At 44.4% G+C, this 15,542-nt stretch carries 13 protein-coding genes; 6 read left to right on the top strand and 7 right to left on the bottom strand.

From position 1 onward, the window contains the following. Positions 1-102: 102 nt before the first annotated feature. Positions 103-876 carry an ABC transporter ATP-binding protein gene (locus BLV66_RS02250; RefSeq protein ID WP_086984981.1) on the bottom strand — a complete coding sequence of 258 codons (774 nt, stop codon included), beginning with the start codon at positions 874-876 and terminating at the stop codon, positions 103-105. Between the two features lie 174 nt (positions 877-1,050). Here BLV66_RS02250 and BLV66_RS02245 point away from each other — a divergent pair, with 174 nt between their 5' ends. From BLV66_RS02245 to ilvA, 5 genes are all read left to right on the top strand, one after another. Continuing rightward, positions 1,051-1,920 (top strand): patatin-like phospholipase family protein, encoded by an 870-nt coding sequence (locus tag BLV66_RS02245; protein WP_086984983.1) that lies wholly within the window; start codon positions 1,051-1,053, stop codon positions 1,918-1,920. A gap of 359 nt (positions 1,921-2,279) precedes the next feature. Then, positions 2,280-3,980 carry a biosynthetic-type acetolactate synthase large subunit gene (gene ilvB, locus BLV66_RS02240; protein ID WP_086984985.1) on the top strand — a complete coding sequence of 567 codons (1,701 nt, stop codon included), beginning with the start codon at positions 2,280-2,282 and terminating at the stop codon, positions 3,978-3,980. Between the two features lie 4 nt (positions 3,981-3,984). Continuing rightward, the gene (ilvN, locus tag BLV66_RS02235) at positions 3,985-4,245 is read left to right on the top strand and encodes an acetolactate synthase small subunit (protein ID WP_086984987.1); all 261 of its coding nucleotides are present in this window, start codon (positions 3,985-3,987) and stop codon (positions 4,243-4,245) included. A gap of 87 nt (positions 4,246-4,332) precedes the next feature. Next, positions 4,333-5,328: a ketol-acid reductoisomerase gene (ilvC, locus tag BLV66_RS02230; protein WP_086984988.1), complete on the top strand. Its 996-nt coding sequence runs from the start codon at positions 4,333-4,335 to the stop codon at positions 5,326-5,328. A gap of 83 nt (positions 5,329-5,411) precedes the next feature. Continuing rightward, a complete protein-coding gene (gene ilvA, locus BLV66_RS02225) occupies positions 5,412-6,674 on the top strand; it encodes a threonine ammonia-lyase IlvA (RefSeq protein ID WP_086984990.1) in 1,263 nt (420 codons plus the stop codon). Positions 6,675-7,050: 376 nt separating this feature from the next. Here the strand turns inward: ilvA and BLV66_RS02220 are convergent, their stop codons facing one another. From BLV66_RS02220 to opp3b, 5 genes are all read right to left on the bottom strand, one after another. After that, on the bottom strand, positions 7,051-8,700 hold the full coding sequence (locus tag BLV66_RS02220; protein ID WP_086984991.1) for a peptide ABC transporter substrate-binding protein: 1,650 nt from the start codon (positions 8,698-8,700) through the stop codon (positions 7,051-7,053). A 161-nt stretch (positions 8,701-8,861) separates the two neighbouring features. Then, the gene (locus BLV66_RS02215) at positions 8,862-9,806 is read right to left on the bottom strand and encodes an ABC transporter ATP-binding protein (protein ID WP_086984993.1); all 945 of its coding nucleotides are present in this window, start codon (positions 9,804-9,806) and stop codon (positions 8,862-8,864) included. Continuing rightward, positions 9,806-10,951 (bottom strand): ABC transporter ATP-binding protein, encoded by a 1,146-nt coding sequence (locus tag BLV66_RS02210; RefSeq protein ID WP_086984995.1) that lies wholly within the window; start codon positions 10,949-10,951, stop codon positions 9,806-9,808. Before BLV66_RS02210 ends, BLV66_RS02215 begins: the two co-directional genes overlap by 1 nt. Before the next feature lie 11 nt (positions 10,952-10,962). Further along, entirely contained in the window at positions 10,963-12,009 is a 1,047-nt protein-coding gene (gene opp3C, locus BLV66_RS02205; RefSeq protein ID WP_086984997.1) for an oligopeptide ABC transporter permease, read from the bottom strand. 2 nt (positions 12,010-12,011) lie between these two features. After that, entirely contained in the window at positions 12,012-12,956 is a 945-nt protein-coding gene (gene opp3b, locus BLV66_RS02200) for an oligopeptide ABC transporter permease (RefSeq protein ID WP_086984999.1), read from the bottom strand. 169 nt (positions 12,957-13,125) lie between these two features. On the opposite strand from opp3b, the gene BLV66_RS02195 reads away from it, so the two are divergent. Next, positions 13,126-13,488: a DUF3899 domain-containing protein gene (locus BLV66_RS02195; protein ID WP_086985001.1), complete on the top strand. Its 363-nt coding sequence runs from the start codon at positions 13,126-13,128 to the stop codon at positions 13,486-13,488. A gap of 54 nt (positions 13,489-13,542) precedes the next feature. Here BLV66_RS02195 and BLV66_RS02190 read toward each other — a convergent pair whose 3' ends face one another. Beyond that, positions 13,543-15,219: a peptide ABC transporter substrate-binding protein gene (locus tag BLV66_RS02190; RefSeq protein WP_086985003.1), complete on the bottom strand. Its 1,677-nt coding sequence runs from the start codon at positions 15,217-15,219 to the stop codon at positions 13,543-13,545. Between the last annotated feature and the right edge of the window lie 323 nt (positions 15,220-15,542).

Genomic DNA, 15,542 nt, shown 5'->3' with positions numbered 1-15,542 from the left:
GCACAATCTTTTTTTAGACGTGAAGATTGTGCGAAAAAAACAGCAGTAAAGCCAAATATCTGCATATTGGTTTCGCTGCTGTCTTCTCTTCATTCAAATTCTTCATTTGGGAAAGACTGCTAGCCTGTTCTTGGACATGTGGACTATCTGCACCGGTTTTTCATAGAAATCATTCAGGATTTCCTCTTTCAGCAAGTCGACAGTCTTGCCTGTCTTGTGGATGGAACCGTCTTTCAGCAGCATCAGCTTTTTGAAACACGGCAGGAGCTCCTCGGTATGGTGGCTGACGTAGATCATCGTCGGTCCTTCAGGTTCATCGGCGATCCGCTGAATATCCTCCAGAAGTTTTTCTTTTGCGAACAGGTCCAGGCCGTTGCAAGGCTCATCCAGTATCAATATTTCCGGTTCGGCCATCAAAGCGCGGGCGATCAAAATAATCTGTTGTTGCCCTTGGGACAGGATGCCGTAGCGGAAACCGATCAGTTCTTTGCCGCCGCATTTTATCAATAGATCCAGTGCCTGTTGTTTTTCAGCTTCAGTCGGGATGCTCCAGACGCCGATCGAAGCGAACTTGCCGCTGAGGACGATGTGTTCGGCGATGTCGTTGGGATTCAGCTGTTGCTGGAGCGCCGAACTGACCCAGCCTATCTGTTTGCGCAATTCCGGTATGGCCGTTTGCCCGAAAGTCTCTCCCAACACGATCAGTTTACCGCTGCTGGGCCACAGATAACCGTTCAACAGTTGCAACAAGGTTGTCTTGCCGGAACCGTTCAATCCGAGTATTGCCCAGTGTTCGCCTTTTGTTGCGTGCCAATTGATGTCGTTCAAAATTTTCCGATTTTCGCGAATAACGTTCACATGGTCGAATCTGATCATTACATCACCCCATCTAAAATATTGTGGTTATTGGGTATCTTTTACTGCGAATATACCACATTTGCCGCATAGGGAAAAGGCTTTCGCCATCCCAAGCTTTAAGGAATAAATAATGAGAAAAGCATCGCATCACACCGCAATGTCATCTATACTATAGAATGAGGTGGAAAATGTGTGGAACAAAATAAAGAAAAAATATCCTTGATCATTGAAGGAGGAGCCATGCGGGGCGTCTTTTGCGCAGGAGTCATCAGCACTCTGCTGCGTCAAGAAATCTACTTGAATTATGTCATTGGTGTCTCTTCCGGATCGGCCAATGGCATCAATTATGTCAGCCGGGACCTTTCCCGCACCAAAGCTTCCTTTGTCGATATCGCTGCAAATCCAGCTTTTTCTGGGATGAAATATTTGCTCAACGGCCAGGGATATTTCAACACCAAATATATCTATGAAGATGCTATCACGACCGATATCCCCTTTCAATTCGATTCATTCAAGCAAAATCCAGCTTCAATGAAGATCGTTGTGACGGATATGGAGACCGCAAAGCCGGTGTATTTCGATAAGAAAGACATCGCATCGAGTACAGATTTGGCCCTCAAAATCAGGGCTTCTTCCACCGTACCTTTGCTGATGCCGCCTACGCAAATCAACGGCAAATTCTATCTGGACGGCGGCATCGTCGACTCGCTACCGATCGAAAAAGCGATCGCAGACGGCAACCAAAAGCACGTGATCCTCCTGACGCGTCCGCGTGGCTACATCAAAGAAAAGCAGCGCTTCAATGCCATTATCCGACGGCATCTGCGGGCTTATCCCGAAATTGTTGCAGCCATCGAACAGCGGCACATTGCCTATAACCGGTCGATGGCCTTGATTGAACAACTTGAAAAGGAAAACAAGGCATTTGTTATTGCGCCCGATCAGATTTCCATAGGCAGGATGGAACGGAACGTGCAGCGGCTGGATGCTTATTATCAGTATGCCGAACGGGCCGCGGAAAGGCAGCTCCCTGAGTTGCAGGACTTTTTGTCAAGACGATGATCCGCACAAAAGAATCATCCGGCACGTTCATTTTGGACAATTATTAGAAATAAGTGAAAATAATATGAAAATTACCGTTGACACTCTCATGTAAATCTTATATGATTATATCAATCACTTAAGCAATAACAAATCCATATAGAAATCAGGTATCCCATATGAAAACGATGAATCCACTAAACATTATTATCGTCTTAATGATCTAGGAGTTAAACACTGTAGAAATTTTTTGCAGATTGTTTAAGTCCTATTTGTGGTAATCAAATGGGATGAAGCATCCCATCATTGATTGATGAGGATGCTTTTTTTTATCCATATTGCAAACGGACATAGGAAAAACGAGAAACGGGGAGATTAACATGGAATCTGAAATGAAAACTAAAACAAAAACTGGCGTAACCCTTCTTGTTGAAGCGTTGAAAAATGAAGGTGTTGAAGTTCTGTTCGGCTATCCAGGCGGCGCTGTTCTTCACATCTACGATGAATTCTACAAATCCGAATCGAATCACGTATTGACCAGACACGAACAAGGCGCTGTCCATGCAGCTGACGGATACGCCCGCGCTACCGGCAAACCTGGCGTCTGCATCGTTACAAGCGGCCCAGGCGCAACAAACGCGTTGACCGGAATCGCAACCGCTCAAATGGATTCCATCCCATTAGTCGTAATCACTGGTCAAGTGCACGAAGCAGGTATCGGCAAGGATGCTTTCCAGGAAACGGACATGATCGGCATGACGACACCTGTGACGAAATACAACTATCAAGTGCGTAATGCCAAGGATATACCGCGTATCATCCACGAAGCTTTCTACCTTGCGAACACAGGCAGAAAAGGACCGGTCGTCATCGATATCCCAAAAAACATCGGTATCCAGGAAGTCACCTTCGAAGATTACAACCAACCTGAAAAAAATCTGCCGGGATACAAACCAGAATGTCTGCCTGTTCCGGAACAGATTGCTAAAGTGAACGAAGCAATCGCTGAAAGCAAAAAACCGATCATTTTGGCCGGTCAAGGCGTTATCCATGCCCAGGCTGAGAAAGAATTGTTGGCTTTCGCGGAATACTACCAAATTCCCGTTGTAAACACGCTATTGGGTCTAGGAAGCTTCCCTATCAAACATGAACTTGCGTTAGGCATGGGTGGTATGCACGGCTCTTACGCTTCGAATATGGCTTTGATGGAATGTGACTTGCTATTGAACTTCGGGGCTCGCTTCGATGACCGTGTAGCAAGCGACCCAACTAATTTTGCACCCGAGGCTGTCATTGTCCATGTTGACCTTGATAATGCCGAAATCGGTAAAATCATGCACACGCATATCCCGGTGTTGTCTGATGCTAGATTGGCTCTGATCATGCTGAACGACACAAAATTGGCTGAAGTGCCCGACCACTCCGTTTGGTTCAGCCACGTGATGGACAACAAAAAACAACACCCTTTCCGTTATGAAAAATCCGATACGTTCATCAAACCACAACATGTAATCGAGCAAGTCGGTGAATTGACTCACGGTGAAGCCATTGTTGTAACCGACGTTGGCCAGCATCAAATGTGGGCGGCTCAATATTACCCGTTCAAGTACGGCAAGCAATTGCTGACAAGCGGTGGCTTGGGAACGATGGGCTTCGGCATTCCGGCAGCGATCGGTGCTCAAATGGCCTATCCTGAAAAAACGGTTGTCTGCTTCGTCGGAGACGGCGGTTTCCAGATGACCAACCAAGAATTGGCGATCCTGAATGCCAACAGACTGAATGTGAAGTACTTCATTCTGAATAATGAAGTACTGGGCATGGTTCATCAATGGCAGAACAAATTTTACAAAGGCCGTTACTCTCATTCCGAAATTCCGGATTCACCTGATTTCGTTAAACTGGCCGATGCTTATGGCATCACAGCTGCGAGGGTATCCGATCCCGATCAAGTGGATGAAGCGATCCAGACAGCCTTGAATTATCCTGGTCCTTATGTCTTGGATATCCTGATTTCAAAAGATGAATTGGTATACCCTATGGTTGCTTCAGGCAGGCCAAATAACGAAATGGAAGGTGTGTAGGACGATGCTAAGATTAATCCAAACCAAAGTCGTGAATAAACCTGGCGTATTGAACCGCATCACGCAAGTTATCCTGAAGCCGCAATACAATATCGACACCTTGACACTGACCGGCACTGAGGATTACGATGTTTCCATGATTACGGTCGGCATCAGTTTCGATAAAATAGAAGATGCTGAACTGTTGACGAAACAGTTGGAAAAACAAGTCGACGTCATCAGCGCAACCGACATCACCGAAAAACGTTTAGGCCCAAGAGCTTAAACCCGACCAACCGCACTACCCTACTGACCGAATCAAATTGCTTAAAAAGCATTGAGAATATAAAAAAAATAAGGAGGTCATTTCAATATGACTAAAGTATACTACGATCAAGACGTAACAGTAAAAGCACTAGAGGGCAAAAAAATCGCCGTTATCGGATATGGTTCGCAAGGACATGCACATTCACAAAACCTACGCGACAACGGTAATGATGTCGTCATCGGAATCCGTGCAGGTAAATCTGCAGACAAAGCAAAAGAAGACGGATTCGAAGTATTCTCTGTTGCTGAAGCAACAAAACAAGCTGACGTAGTAATGATCCTTATCCCTGATGAGCAACAAGCTGAGGTTTATGCAGCTGAAATCGCTCCTAACCTGGAAGCTGGAAATGCCATCGCATTCGGTCACGGATTCAACATCCATTTCGGTACGATCACACCTGCTGCTGATATCGATGTATTCATGGTTGCTCCAAAAGGCCCAGGCCACATGGTTCGCCGTCAATTCGCTAAAGGATCTGCAGTGCCTGCTTTGTTCGCAGTCTTCCAAAATGCAACAGGCAACGCAAGAGATATCGCTCTTGCTTGGGCACAAGGAGTCGGCGCTACACGCGTAGGCGTTTTGGAAACAACATTCAAAGAAGAAACTGAAACGGACCTATTCGGCGAGCAAGCTGTACTATGCGGCGGAACAACTCACTTGGTTCAAGCAGGTTTCGAAACATTGGTTGAAGCTGGCTACCAACCAGAAATCGCCTACTTCGAAGTATTGCACGAATTGAAATTGATCGTTGACTTGATGTACGAAGGCGGCATGGAAAAAATGCGCCACTCTATCTCTAACACAGCTGAATACGGCGACTACGTTTCCGGACCTCGCGTCATCACTTCTGATGTGAAAGACCGCATGAAAGACGTTTTGACTGACATCCAAACAGGCGCATTCGCTAAACGCTTCACTGACGATTACAAAGCTGGCTTCCCTGACTTCCACGCAATGCGCGCTAAGCAACAAGGTCACCAGATCGAAGCAGTCGGTGCTGAATTGCGTAAAATGATGCCTTTCGTGAATGAACAACAATAATGAATCAGGTGTAGGTTGAGAGCATCCTTATTTTTAAGCCTTCTCTCTTCATCATTGTATTCAATAGATTAGGAGCAGATAGAATGACGGATGAGTTAGTGAACAAAGAAGACGTGCTTAAAGCATATAAAGTACTGCGCAACGTGGTCAAGCAGACACCTTTGCAGCATGATGCGTATCTATCGCAGAAGTATCATGCCAACATCTTTTTGAAACGGGAGGACCTTCAGATTGTCCGCTCCTTCAAATTGAGAGGCGCTTATTATGCCATTTCGCAGCTGAGCGAAGCCGAAACGGAGACTGGAGTAATCTGCGCCTCAGCCGGCAATCATGCGCAAGGGGTAGCTTATACCTGTAACCATTTGGCCATCAACGCTACCATCTTCATGCCGTCGACTACCCCTTCCCAAAAAATAGACCAAGTCCGTTATTTCGGGAAAGAGTATGTTGAGATCAAACTGATTGGCGATACATTCGACGAATCAAATGAGGCCGCCCATGCCTATGCGGATGAACACAATCTGACTTTCATTGAACCTTTTAATGATCGCAATGTGATTGCCGGGCAAGGTACTTTGGCAGTGGAAATCCACCAGGATCTCGTTGCTGAAGGCGAGACGGCTGACATGGTTTTCGCGGCAATTGGTGGCGGCGGCTTGATTTCAGGCGTCAGCAGCTACATGAAGGAAGCGATGCCCGAAACAAAGATCATCGGCGTTGAGTCCATGGGCGCCCCCGGCATGAAAGCTTCGCTTGATGCGAATAAAGTGATGACTTTGACTGATATTGATAAATTCTGTGATGGTACAGCCGTAGCGACTGTCGGTGACTTGACTTTCAGACACTGCCAACAAAATGTTGATGACATCTTGTTAGTGCCTGAAGGACAAGTTTGCGGAACCATCATCGATTTATACACTAAACAAGCTATCGTAGCGGAACCATCCGGCGCACTCTCCGTTTCTGCCTTGGAACAATACAAAGATGAAATCAGAGACAAAACGGTCGTCTGCATCGTCAGCGGCGGTAACAACGATATCAATCGGATGGCTGAAATTGATGAACGCTCCCTACTCTATCAAGGTCTGAAACACTACTTCATCGTTAACTTCCCGCAAAGGGCAGGCGCGCTGAAAGAGTTCGTGAATGACATATTGGGCGGCAACGATGACATCACCAAGTTCGAATATACGAAAAAAGTCCATCGCAGCGAAGGACCTGTACTGATCGGCATTTTGTTGAAAAATAAGGACGATATCGAAGGCTTGCTCAGCAGGCTGGAAAAATTCGATCCGCATTACATTTCGGTTAACGAGAATTCCAAACTGTATTCCTTCCTGATCTGATCCGGATTAATTCTATAAAGTAACTTAAAACCTGACGTGAGCCTCTCTAGTGGCTCACGTCAGGTTTTTTTGATTTTGTTGGTTTGATTGGCTGCGGGTGGCGGACTGGTGAGGCCTTTTGCGGCCGGAAAACATGGATAATTATGAAGTATTCATGGTTTTGGCCTAGATTTCACCGGAAACCATGGAGACCCGCTGAGTATTCATGGTTTCAGACCAAAATATTACAGAAAAGATGAATAAAACCAAAGTATTCATCTTTTCGGCCCCGAACCCGATACCACCGCGAAGTATCCATTTCCCCCACACTCTTCAGAACACACAAGAAGGACCGACTCTCAACTGAGTCGGTCCTTCTTGTGTGTTCTGTATATTCTTATTCTTCGATATACGCTCTGCTAAGGTCAAATTCATTTCCCACTGAATTGAAGATGATGCCCTTCAAGTTAGGATTTCTGAGTTGTGTTTCAGCTTCTTGGTAAAGCGGTATAATCGCTGCATCTTCCATAATCAGCTTATGTGCAGCCATTAGGTCAGCCCAACGTGCTTCTGGGTTGTTTGCATTTGTAGTTTTTGAAGAATCGATCAAAGCATCAAATTCTGGATTCGCATATTGCCCTTCGTTGTATGCGGATGTGCTGTACAGCAAGTCCATGTAGTTGATTGCGTCGGCGAAATCTGCACCCCAACCGGTTTGCAACAAGTCGAATTCATCTTGATTCGCCAATTCCAAACGGTTTTTCTTCGGTACATTGCGCAATTCTACAGTGATGCCTTCCAAGTTGTTTTGGATTTGGCCTTGGATATATTGGCTGATTTTTTTGTTCTTTTCATCATCATCTCCAACTAAAGAGAAAGTGATTTCATCTACACCTAATTCAGCTTTTGCTTCAGCCAAGAGAGTTTTTGCTTGTTCTAAATTATAATCCAGGTAAGAGCCGGCTTCAGCGGCAAAGTCTTCGCCTGTTGTTGGGTTGCTGACAAAATCAGCCGGCAAGAAACCGCCGATTGCTGTCGAACCGTCACCGATTACGCTATTGACCAATTCATCGCGGTTGATGACAAGTCCGATAGCTTCTCTCAGCTTCGCATTTTGCAGATAGACGTTGTCGTGGTTGAATTCGATGTATGCCGTGCGGGCTTTTTTCTGAACAACTACGTTAGGATCAGTCGCCAATTGTTTAACCAATTCGCCGGTCACCTGTGCGTTGTCTACTGATCCTTGTTGGAACAGATTCACCACTGTGCTCGTTTCTTTGATTACTTGAACATTGACTTCTTCCAACTGCACTTCGTCGGCTGCATAGTAATCTTCATTCTTCACAAGATCCCAAGTCAGGCCAGTGCCGTCCCAGTTCTCGATAGTGAATGGTCCGTTTGCTAAAATATTTTCGCTGCTAGTTCCGTACTTATCGCCTTTTTCAGTCACAAATTCCTCATTTTGCGGGAAGAATGCGCTGAATGCCAATAATGATTCGAAGTAAGGTGTAGGCTGCGTCAACTCGATTGTGATTTCTGTGTCGCTTACTGCCGTTACGCCCAACTCTGCAGGATCTTTTTCTCCGGCCATAATTTCATTGGCGTTCTTGATGGTCTCAGCTAAGTAAGCGTAGGATGCGCCAGATTCCGGATCCACCAATCTTTGCCAAGCGAATACGAAATCGTTCGCTGTAACAGGCTCTCCGTTTGACCAGACAGCATCATCGCGAAGTTTATAAGTATAAGTCAAGCCATCATCCGAAACAGTGCCGGCTTCTGCGGCGATTGCAGGTACTGGCTTTCCGTCTGCATTGATTTTCAATAAGCCTTCAATCGCGTGGCTGATGTAATTCGAACTGTTGATGTCCGTAATCAGTGTTGTATCCAGCGTTGCCAATTCGGTCGGCGCCGTATAATTGACTACTTGTCCGCTGGCACCTTCACTTGCTGTATTTGCTGTGCTGTCGTCCGTTGCGCCGTCTCCTCCGCAAGCCGCCAAGATGACTGCTGTTGTAGCTAAAATGAAAGAACTTCTCAATCTCCTCATGTATCTCTCTCCTTTTTCTATTCGTATTCTAATATTATACTATAAAAAAGCCGAATATTCTATAAATAACGGGAAATATGATCACAATAATTTCATCATTTCTTCATTTAATTAAGTTTCTATGGCAAAAAAAGCCCAGAACAAGTTCCGGGCTTTTTGTATCAATAGTTTTCGTATTTTTCTTTCAAAACGGGAACATCGGACTCGCGGCAATAAACAAAGTGCCCTGGAACGATTTCTCGCATTGCTTCCGGCTCACCATTCTCTTCTCGAGGGACATAGGTGAAGCGGGTGCGGGTGCGCTCATAGACCGGATCCGGCAGCGGTATGGCCGATAACAGGCTTTCCGTATAAGGATGTAAAGGTTTGTTGTAAACATCGTCTGCGGGCGCTAATTCGACCAATTTACCGAAGTACATTACGCCGATGCGGTTACTGATGTACTTGACCATCGACAGATCATGAGCGATGAACAAGAAAGTCAGTTTTTGTTTTTTCTGCAATTCCATCAGCAAGTTGACCACTTGCGCCTGAATGGATACGTCCAAAGCGGAAATGGGCTCATCAGCAATGATGAGTTTTGGATTTACAGCTAAGGCCCTTGCGATTCCGATACGCTGTCTTTGACCGCCGGAGAATTCATGCGGATAACGGGAAGAATGATCTTTATTCAATCCAACCAAATCCAACAATTCCGCAACCTGCTCATCGACTTCCTTCTCAGTTGTCGCAAGCCCATGGATCTTCAAACCTTCCGCAACGATATCGCGCACTTTCATGCGGGGATTCAAGGATGCATAAGGATCCTGGAAAATCATCTGCATATCTTTACGGAAAGCCAGTTGTTCTTTTCTGTCATGCAGCGTATGGATTTCGGTGCCATCGAAAAAGATTTCACCAGAAGTCGGGTTATACAATCTGATGATTGCGCGACCGGTCGTCGTTTTTCCACAACCGGATTCGCCTACCAAGCCAAGTGTTTCGCCTTCGTAGATATCAAAGGAAACATCATCAACTGCGCGGACTTCATTCTTTGTGCCGACGTTGAAATATTGCTTCAAGTTTTTTACTTCAAGAATCTTTTTCTGTCCTGTTGAGTCATACATTACAGCAGTCCTCCTTTCTCAGTGATTTTTGGATCGATGGCCGGGTTATTTCCGTGAGGCAATACACCCTGTTCCTTATCTGAAGTGTCCATAACTTTCAATTCATCGGATGGCGCGAGTTTCATTTCGGAGAAAGTCTCACGTCGATTCATGATGCCTATAGGGGGATTCACGGACGGTGCGTCGGGATGCAACAACCAAGTAGCGGCCGAATGGGTATCAGATACCTTGAAGAACGGCGGATCGTACATGGTGTCAATCTTCATTGCATACTCACTCCGTGGCGCAAAAGCATCACCAGTCGGAGGATCCAACAAGTCCGGAGGTGTTCCCGGGATTGCATACAGCGATCCTGCAGTATCCAAAGTAGGCATCGAGCTCAACAGCCCCCAAGTGTAAGGGTGTTGTGGGTTGTAAAAAATCTCATCGACTGTCCCTACTTCGACGATTTTGCCGGCATACATAACGGCTACACGATCAGCGACGTTCGCCACTACACCCAAATCGTGGGTGATGAAAATGATCGATGTTTTGATTTTCTGCTGCAGATCCTTCATCAACTCGAGGATTTGCGCTTGGATCGTAACGTCAAGCGCTGTAGTCGGTTCATCCGCTATCAGAATATCCGGGTTGCACCCCAATGCGATCGCAATGACGATCCGTTGGCGTTGGCCGCCTGAAAATTGGTGCGGGTACTGTTTCATTCTTTTGGCAGGGCTTGGGATACCTACTAGCTGTAATAATTCTTCAGCTTTTTTGTAGGCTTCTTCCCTGCTGATGTTTTGATGTTTGATGATTGGTTCAGCGATCTGTTTGCCGATTTTTTGAGTCGGATTCAAAGAAGTCATTGGATCTTGGAAAATCATTGCGATTTCCGAACCGCGGATCTTCTGCATTTGTTTTTCGGTCTTATGCACTAAATCTTCGCCTTTGAACAAGATTTGACCGTGTTCAATGTTGGCGTTATTTGCCAATAGACGCATGATGCTGCGGCTAGTCACTGATTTACCAGAGCCGGATTCACCAACGATGGCTAATGTTTCACCTGGTTTCAGGTCAAAACTGACTCCACGGATAGCTTTTACTTTACCTGCATAGGTATCAAAAGTAATTTGTAGGTCTTTTACTTCTAATATATTTTCCATCTGGTTACCTCCTAATCTCTCATTTTTGGATCGAACGCGTCACGGAGTCCATCAGCCAACAAGTTGAAGCAAATCATGATGACGCTCATGATTCCGGCTGGATACCACATCAGATGCGGCAAGAAACGGAATGTCTTGTAACCATCGTTGATCAACGTACCAAGCGATGCATTTGGAGCAGGAATACCGATACCGATAAAGCTCAAGAACGCTTCGAAGAAGATTGCCGATGGAATAGAGAACATAACTTGTATGATAATGACACCAGCCAAGTTAGGCAAAATGTGTCTGAATGCAATTTTCATCGGTGATTGACCCAACGTGCGGGCAGCCAGTATGTATTCTTGATTTTTCAATTTCAAGGTTTGTGCGCGGACGACACGCGCCATCGAAAGCCATTCTGTCAAAGCCAAAGCAATAATGATGGAACTGATGCCGGGCTTCAAAACAAGCAACATCAAAATAACGACTACCAAGTTAGGCACACCCGAAAGTATTTCGAGAATTCGCTGCATGATATTGTCGACTTTTCCACCTAACCAGCCGGATGTCAGACCATAGACAACGCCGAGTGTAAGATTGAAAAAGGCTGCCATAAAGGCAATGAATAAAGATACGCGAGTCCCGTACAGGATACGCGACAACAAATCGCGACCCAAGCTATCTGTACCAAGATAATAGTAAACATCTTCAGGAACGTTGGACGCCTCGTACTTATCGATGACGACGCCATTCTGCTTCACGGTTCCGTTCAAACCATTGATGTCGATACCGGGAATCTTCGGTGGCATATTAGCGTACTGAACCGTTTGCGCATTCGGGTCATGGGGTGCGATGACAGGAGCCAACAAACTGGACATGCTAATGATGATCAAGATGATCAAACTGACCATGGCAACTTTATTTTTCTTCAGACGGCGCCAAGAATCTGCCATAAAGCTCAGGGAAGGCGCTGAGATTTTTTCTTTATCTTGCATACTAGACTCGGATGCCGTTTCGAAAAGATCTTTCGTGACTGTCGGAATAGTTGTTGTATTTCGTAATTCATTTTCACTCATTCTTATTCCCCTCCTTCTGTAGCAACTCTGATACGAGGGTCGATGATACCATAAAGGATGTCAACCAACAAAATGACAATGACTAACATGGTCGAATACATCATCGTAACGCCCATGATTGTCGGGTAATCATTTGTCAGGATGGATTTTACGAACTGTTCCCCGATACCAGGGATGGCAAAAATATTTTCAACAACCATCGAACCGGTCATCAAACCCACTGTCATCGGGCCGATAATGGTGACTAAGGGAATCAGCGCATTACGAATACCATGTTTGAACGCGACTTCCCAACGACTCAGACCTTTTGCTCTCGCGAGTTCGACATAGTCGCTGCCCAACACATCGACCATTTCTGTCCGCATGAACCGGGCCGAATCGGCCAACGGTGAAATGCTCAACGCGATCGTAGGCAGGATCGAAGAACGGAAGCCTTCATTCCACAGTGCGATTGGCAAAACTTTCAGCCATACGCCGAATACCAATTGAAGAATAACAGCAAAAACAAAGTTAGGGATCGAGCGGCCGACAATGGCAGTCAATGTGGCAACTGTATCCACCCAGGTACCCTGTCTCATCGCTGCGATTACACCCAGCACAATACCGAGGATCGTTCCTATGATAACTGCTTGAAGTCCTAATTGTATGGAGGGTCCAATTCTGCTGCTCAATAAATCCGTAACCGGTGTATTGTTGAATTGGAATGAAACACCCAGGTCTCCACGTAGTAGTCCAAAAATGTAGACCGCGTATTGGACCATAATCGGTTTATTCAGCCCATACTTCTCATTCATGATAAAAATTTGTTCCTCAGATAACTTGTCTTGGTTACTGTATGGTGTACCCGGCAAAGCTTTCATCAGAAAAAAAGTTATCGATGCAATCAAAAACAAAGTAATTGCCATATATAAAATACGCTTGCCGATGTACTTTGCATAACTTTTCATCGTTTGTCATCCTCCATTATTTAGTTATTTTGTAAATAGCACCTGATAGTATATCATATTTAAATATACAAAAAAGAAAATGAACACAAAATCAAATCATATTTTAATTGAGTTTTCTTTCTTTTTTTTGTACATTTAAAATTGAGAAAACAAAAAGGAGCAAAAATAAGTGAAACTCACAAAAAAAAACGTACTTGCTTCATTATTTATTTTTATATGTGCACTGGTATATCAACTGATTAAATATGGATCCTTAAGTTGGACTGAAACATCCAACATCCTGTTCATGATAGCGGGTCTTTTGTTGATCATCGGTTTGTCCGGTCTCGTGTTGGCTTCCGGAAGTTTCGATTTCTTTCACTACAGCGTCAGAAAAACGCTCAGAAGAGAGCCAAAGGAGGATGGCTTCAAAGAACCATTGAATCCGCATGCTTTATCATCTTCCGTCGGGAAAAGTTATCAAAATGTCCTGACTATCGGTCTGTTGTTGTTGGGGATCAGCATTGTCTGTCTCTGGGATTATATTTTATAAATAAAACATCCATCCGGCATGAATGTATGCCAGATGGATTTTTTATTGCCTTAATTAATCCACGTTTTGAGCTCCAGAATTTGAAGCCCATTTATATGAGTAGTCAGCACCGACTAAGTGCTCGCCTAAATCTGTTACATAAGGTTTTTGCAGAACTGCATAAGAGCGTTGATACAGAGGTGCGATACCCGCATCTTCCATCAAGATCTTTTCAGCAGCAAGCAGGCTAGCCCATCTTGCATCAAGGTCAGCCACGTTTGTGCGTGCTTCATCGATCAAAGCATCGTATTCAGCGTTGGAGTAACCGGATTTGTTGTTGCCGTTTTCTGTCTGGAACAATTCCAGGAAGTTGATCGGGTCAGCATAGTCAGCGCCCCATCCAGCTAATTCGATATCGTATTCGCCGGCGGTATCAGCTTCAAGACGGACTTTGAAAGGTACATTACGCAAGGTTACAGTCAAGCCAGGCAGATTTGTCTGTAATTGGCTTTGCAGGAATTCGGAAGAACGTTTTGCATTTTCTGTGTCATCACTCAACAATTCCAAAGTGATGGATTCAACTCCCAATTCAGCCAAGCCTTTTTCGAAGTATGTTTTGGCTTCTTCAGCATTGAATGTCAAAAGATCGCCATTTTGTTTACGATAATCTTCGCCTGTTGATGGATCTAAAGCAAGTTTTTCAGGAACCAATCCGTTTGCAGGAATAGAACCATTTTGCAAGACAACCTCAGCATACGCTTCTTTGTCGAAAGCCATAGCTAACGCTTTACGGATATTAGCATTCAGTAGAGGTGTATTTTCTCTTTGTTGGTTGAATTTCAAGTAGAATACAGAAGAAGTCGGCATTGTGTGCATTTCGGCATCGCCTGTTCTTTGTGCCACATATTCACCAGTCAAGATCATGCGGTCAATTGCATCTGTATCATACAGATTCAAGGCAGTAGAAGTTTCTTTAATTACTTCTACGTTGATTGCATCCAATTTTACAGCATCTTTATCCCAATACTCAGCATTTGGTTCATACGTCCATGATAAGCTCGCTGCATCCCAGTTAGCTAATACAAATGGTCCGTTATACAATAAAGCATCGCTGCTCAATGCATATTTGTCGCCTTGTTCTTCAACAAAAGCTTGATTTTGAGGGAAGAACATAGCCAATGTCAAAAGATCTTTGAAGTAAGGTACTGGAGAAGTCAATGTGATTTCCAGCGTTTTTTCATCGATTGCTTTGACTCCTAATTTTTCAGGCTCAACTGCGCCATCAATAATTTCGGTTGCATTGGCAACAACACCTGCCATCATATATGAATAAGATGCAGCCGTTGCAGGGTCCACTAATTTACGCCATGAATAAACAAAATCTTCCGCCGTCACAGGCTCACCGTTTGACCAGTTCGCTTCATCACGGATAGTGAAAGTGTATACCAATCCGTCTTCGCTGACTGTAGGATCTTCTGCTGCGATACCTAATTCAACCGTTCCATCCAAACCTTGGCGATACAGACCTTCATTTACGTTGCTTAAAGCAGTAAACGCAACCGTATCCGTAGCTTGCACAGAATCCATTGTAGGGATTTCAGCGCTTTCAATCAGATTTAACACCTGATCGCTGTCTTTTGCACCTGCAGACTCTGATGAATCGGCCGTGCTTCCCTCTCCACCACATGCAGCTAATACAAGTGCGGAGCTTAAAGATAATAACACTAAAGATGATAGTTTCTTGTTGCCCATATTTCTTTTCCCCCATTCCCACTGTTTCTATAATTTCTATAGTAAGGTTAATTATAGTTCTGACTGATATTAAAATCAAGTTTGGGAATTTAATAAATCGATTAAATTTAGATTAACATATTCATATTTACACTTATCTTGAGTATATTTAGAGATATTAGATATATATTGAGAATCTAACACGTTATGTTAGAACATTCAAAAATGTTTGTAAGCGAAACCAAACGTTGTCAAAACGGTAAAAACAAGGTATGAACATTTGTTTATTAAGAAACTTTGATTTAATATATGAATGTTGATATATTTGCATGATAAAGAGATAT

The organism is Trichococcus collinsii (genome assembly GCF_900107505.1).
Taxonomy (GTDB): domain Bacteria; phylum Bacillota; class Bacilli; order Lactobacillales; family Aerococcaceae; genus Trichococcus; species Trichococcus collinsii.
Note: the sequence above shows the minus strand (reverse complement) of the source record. Positions and strands in the feature narration are given on the sequence as shown.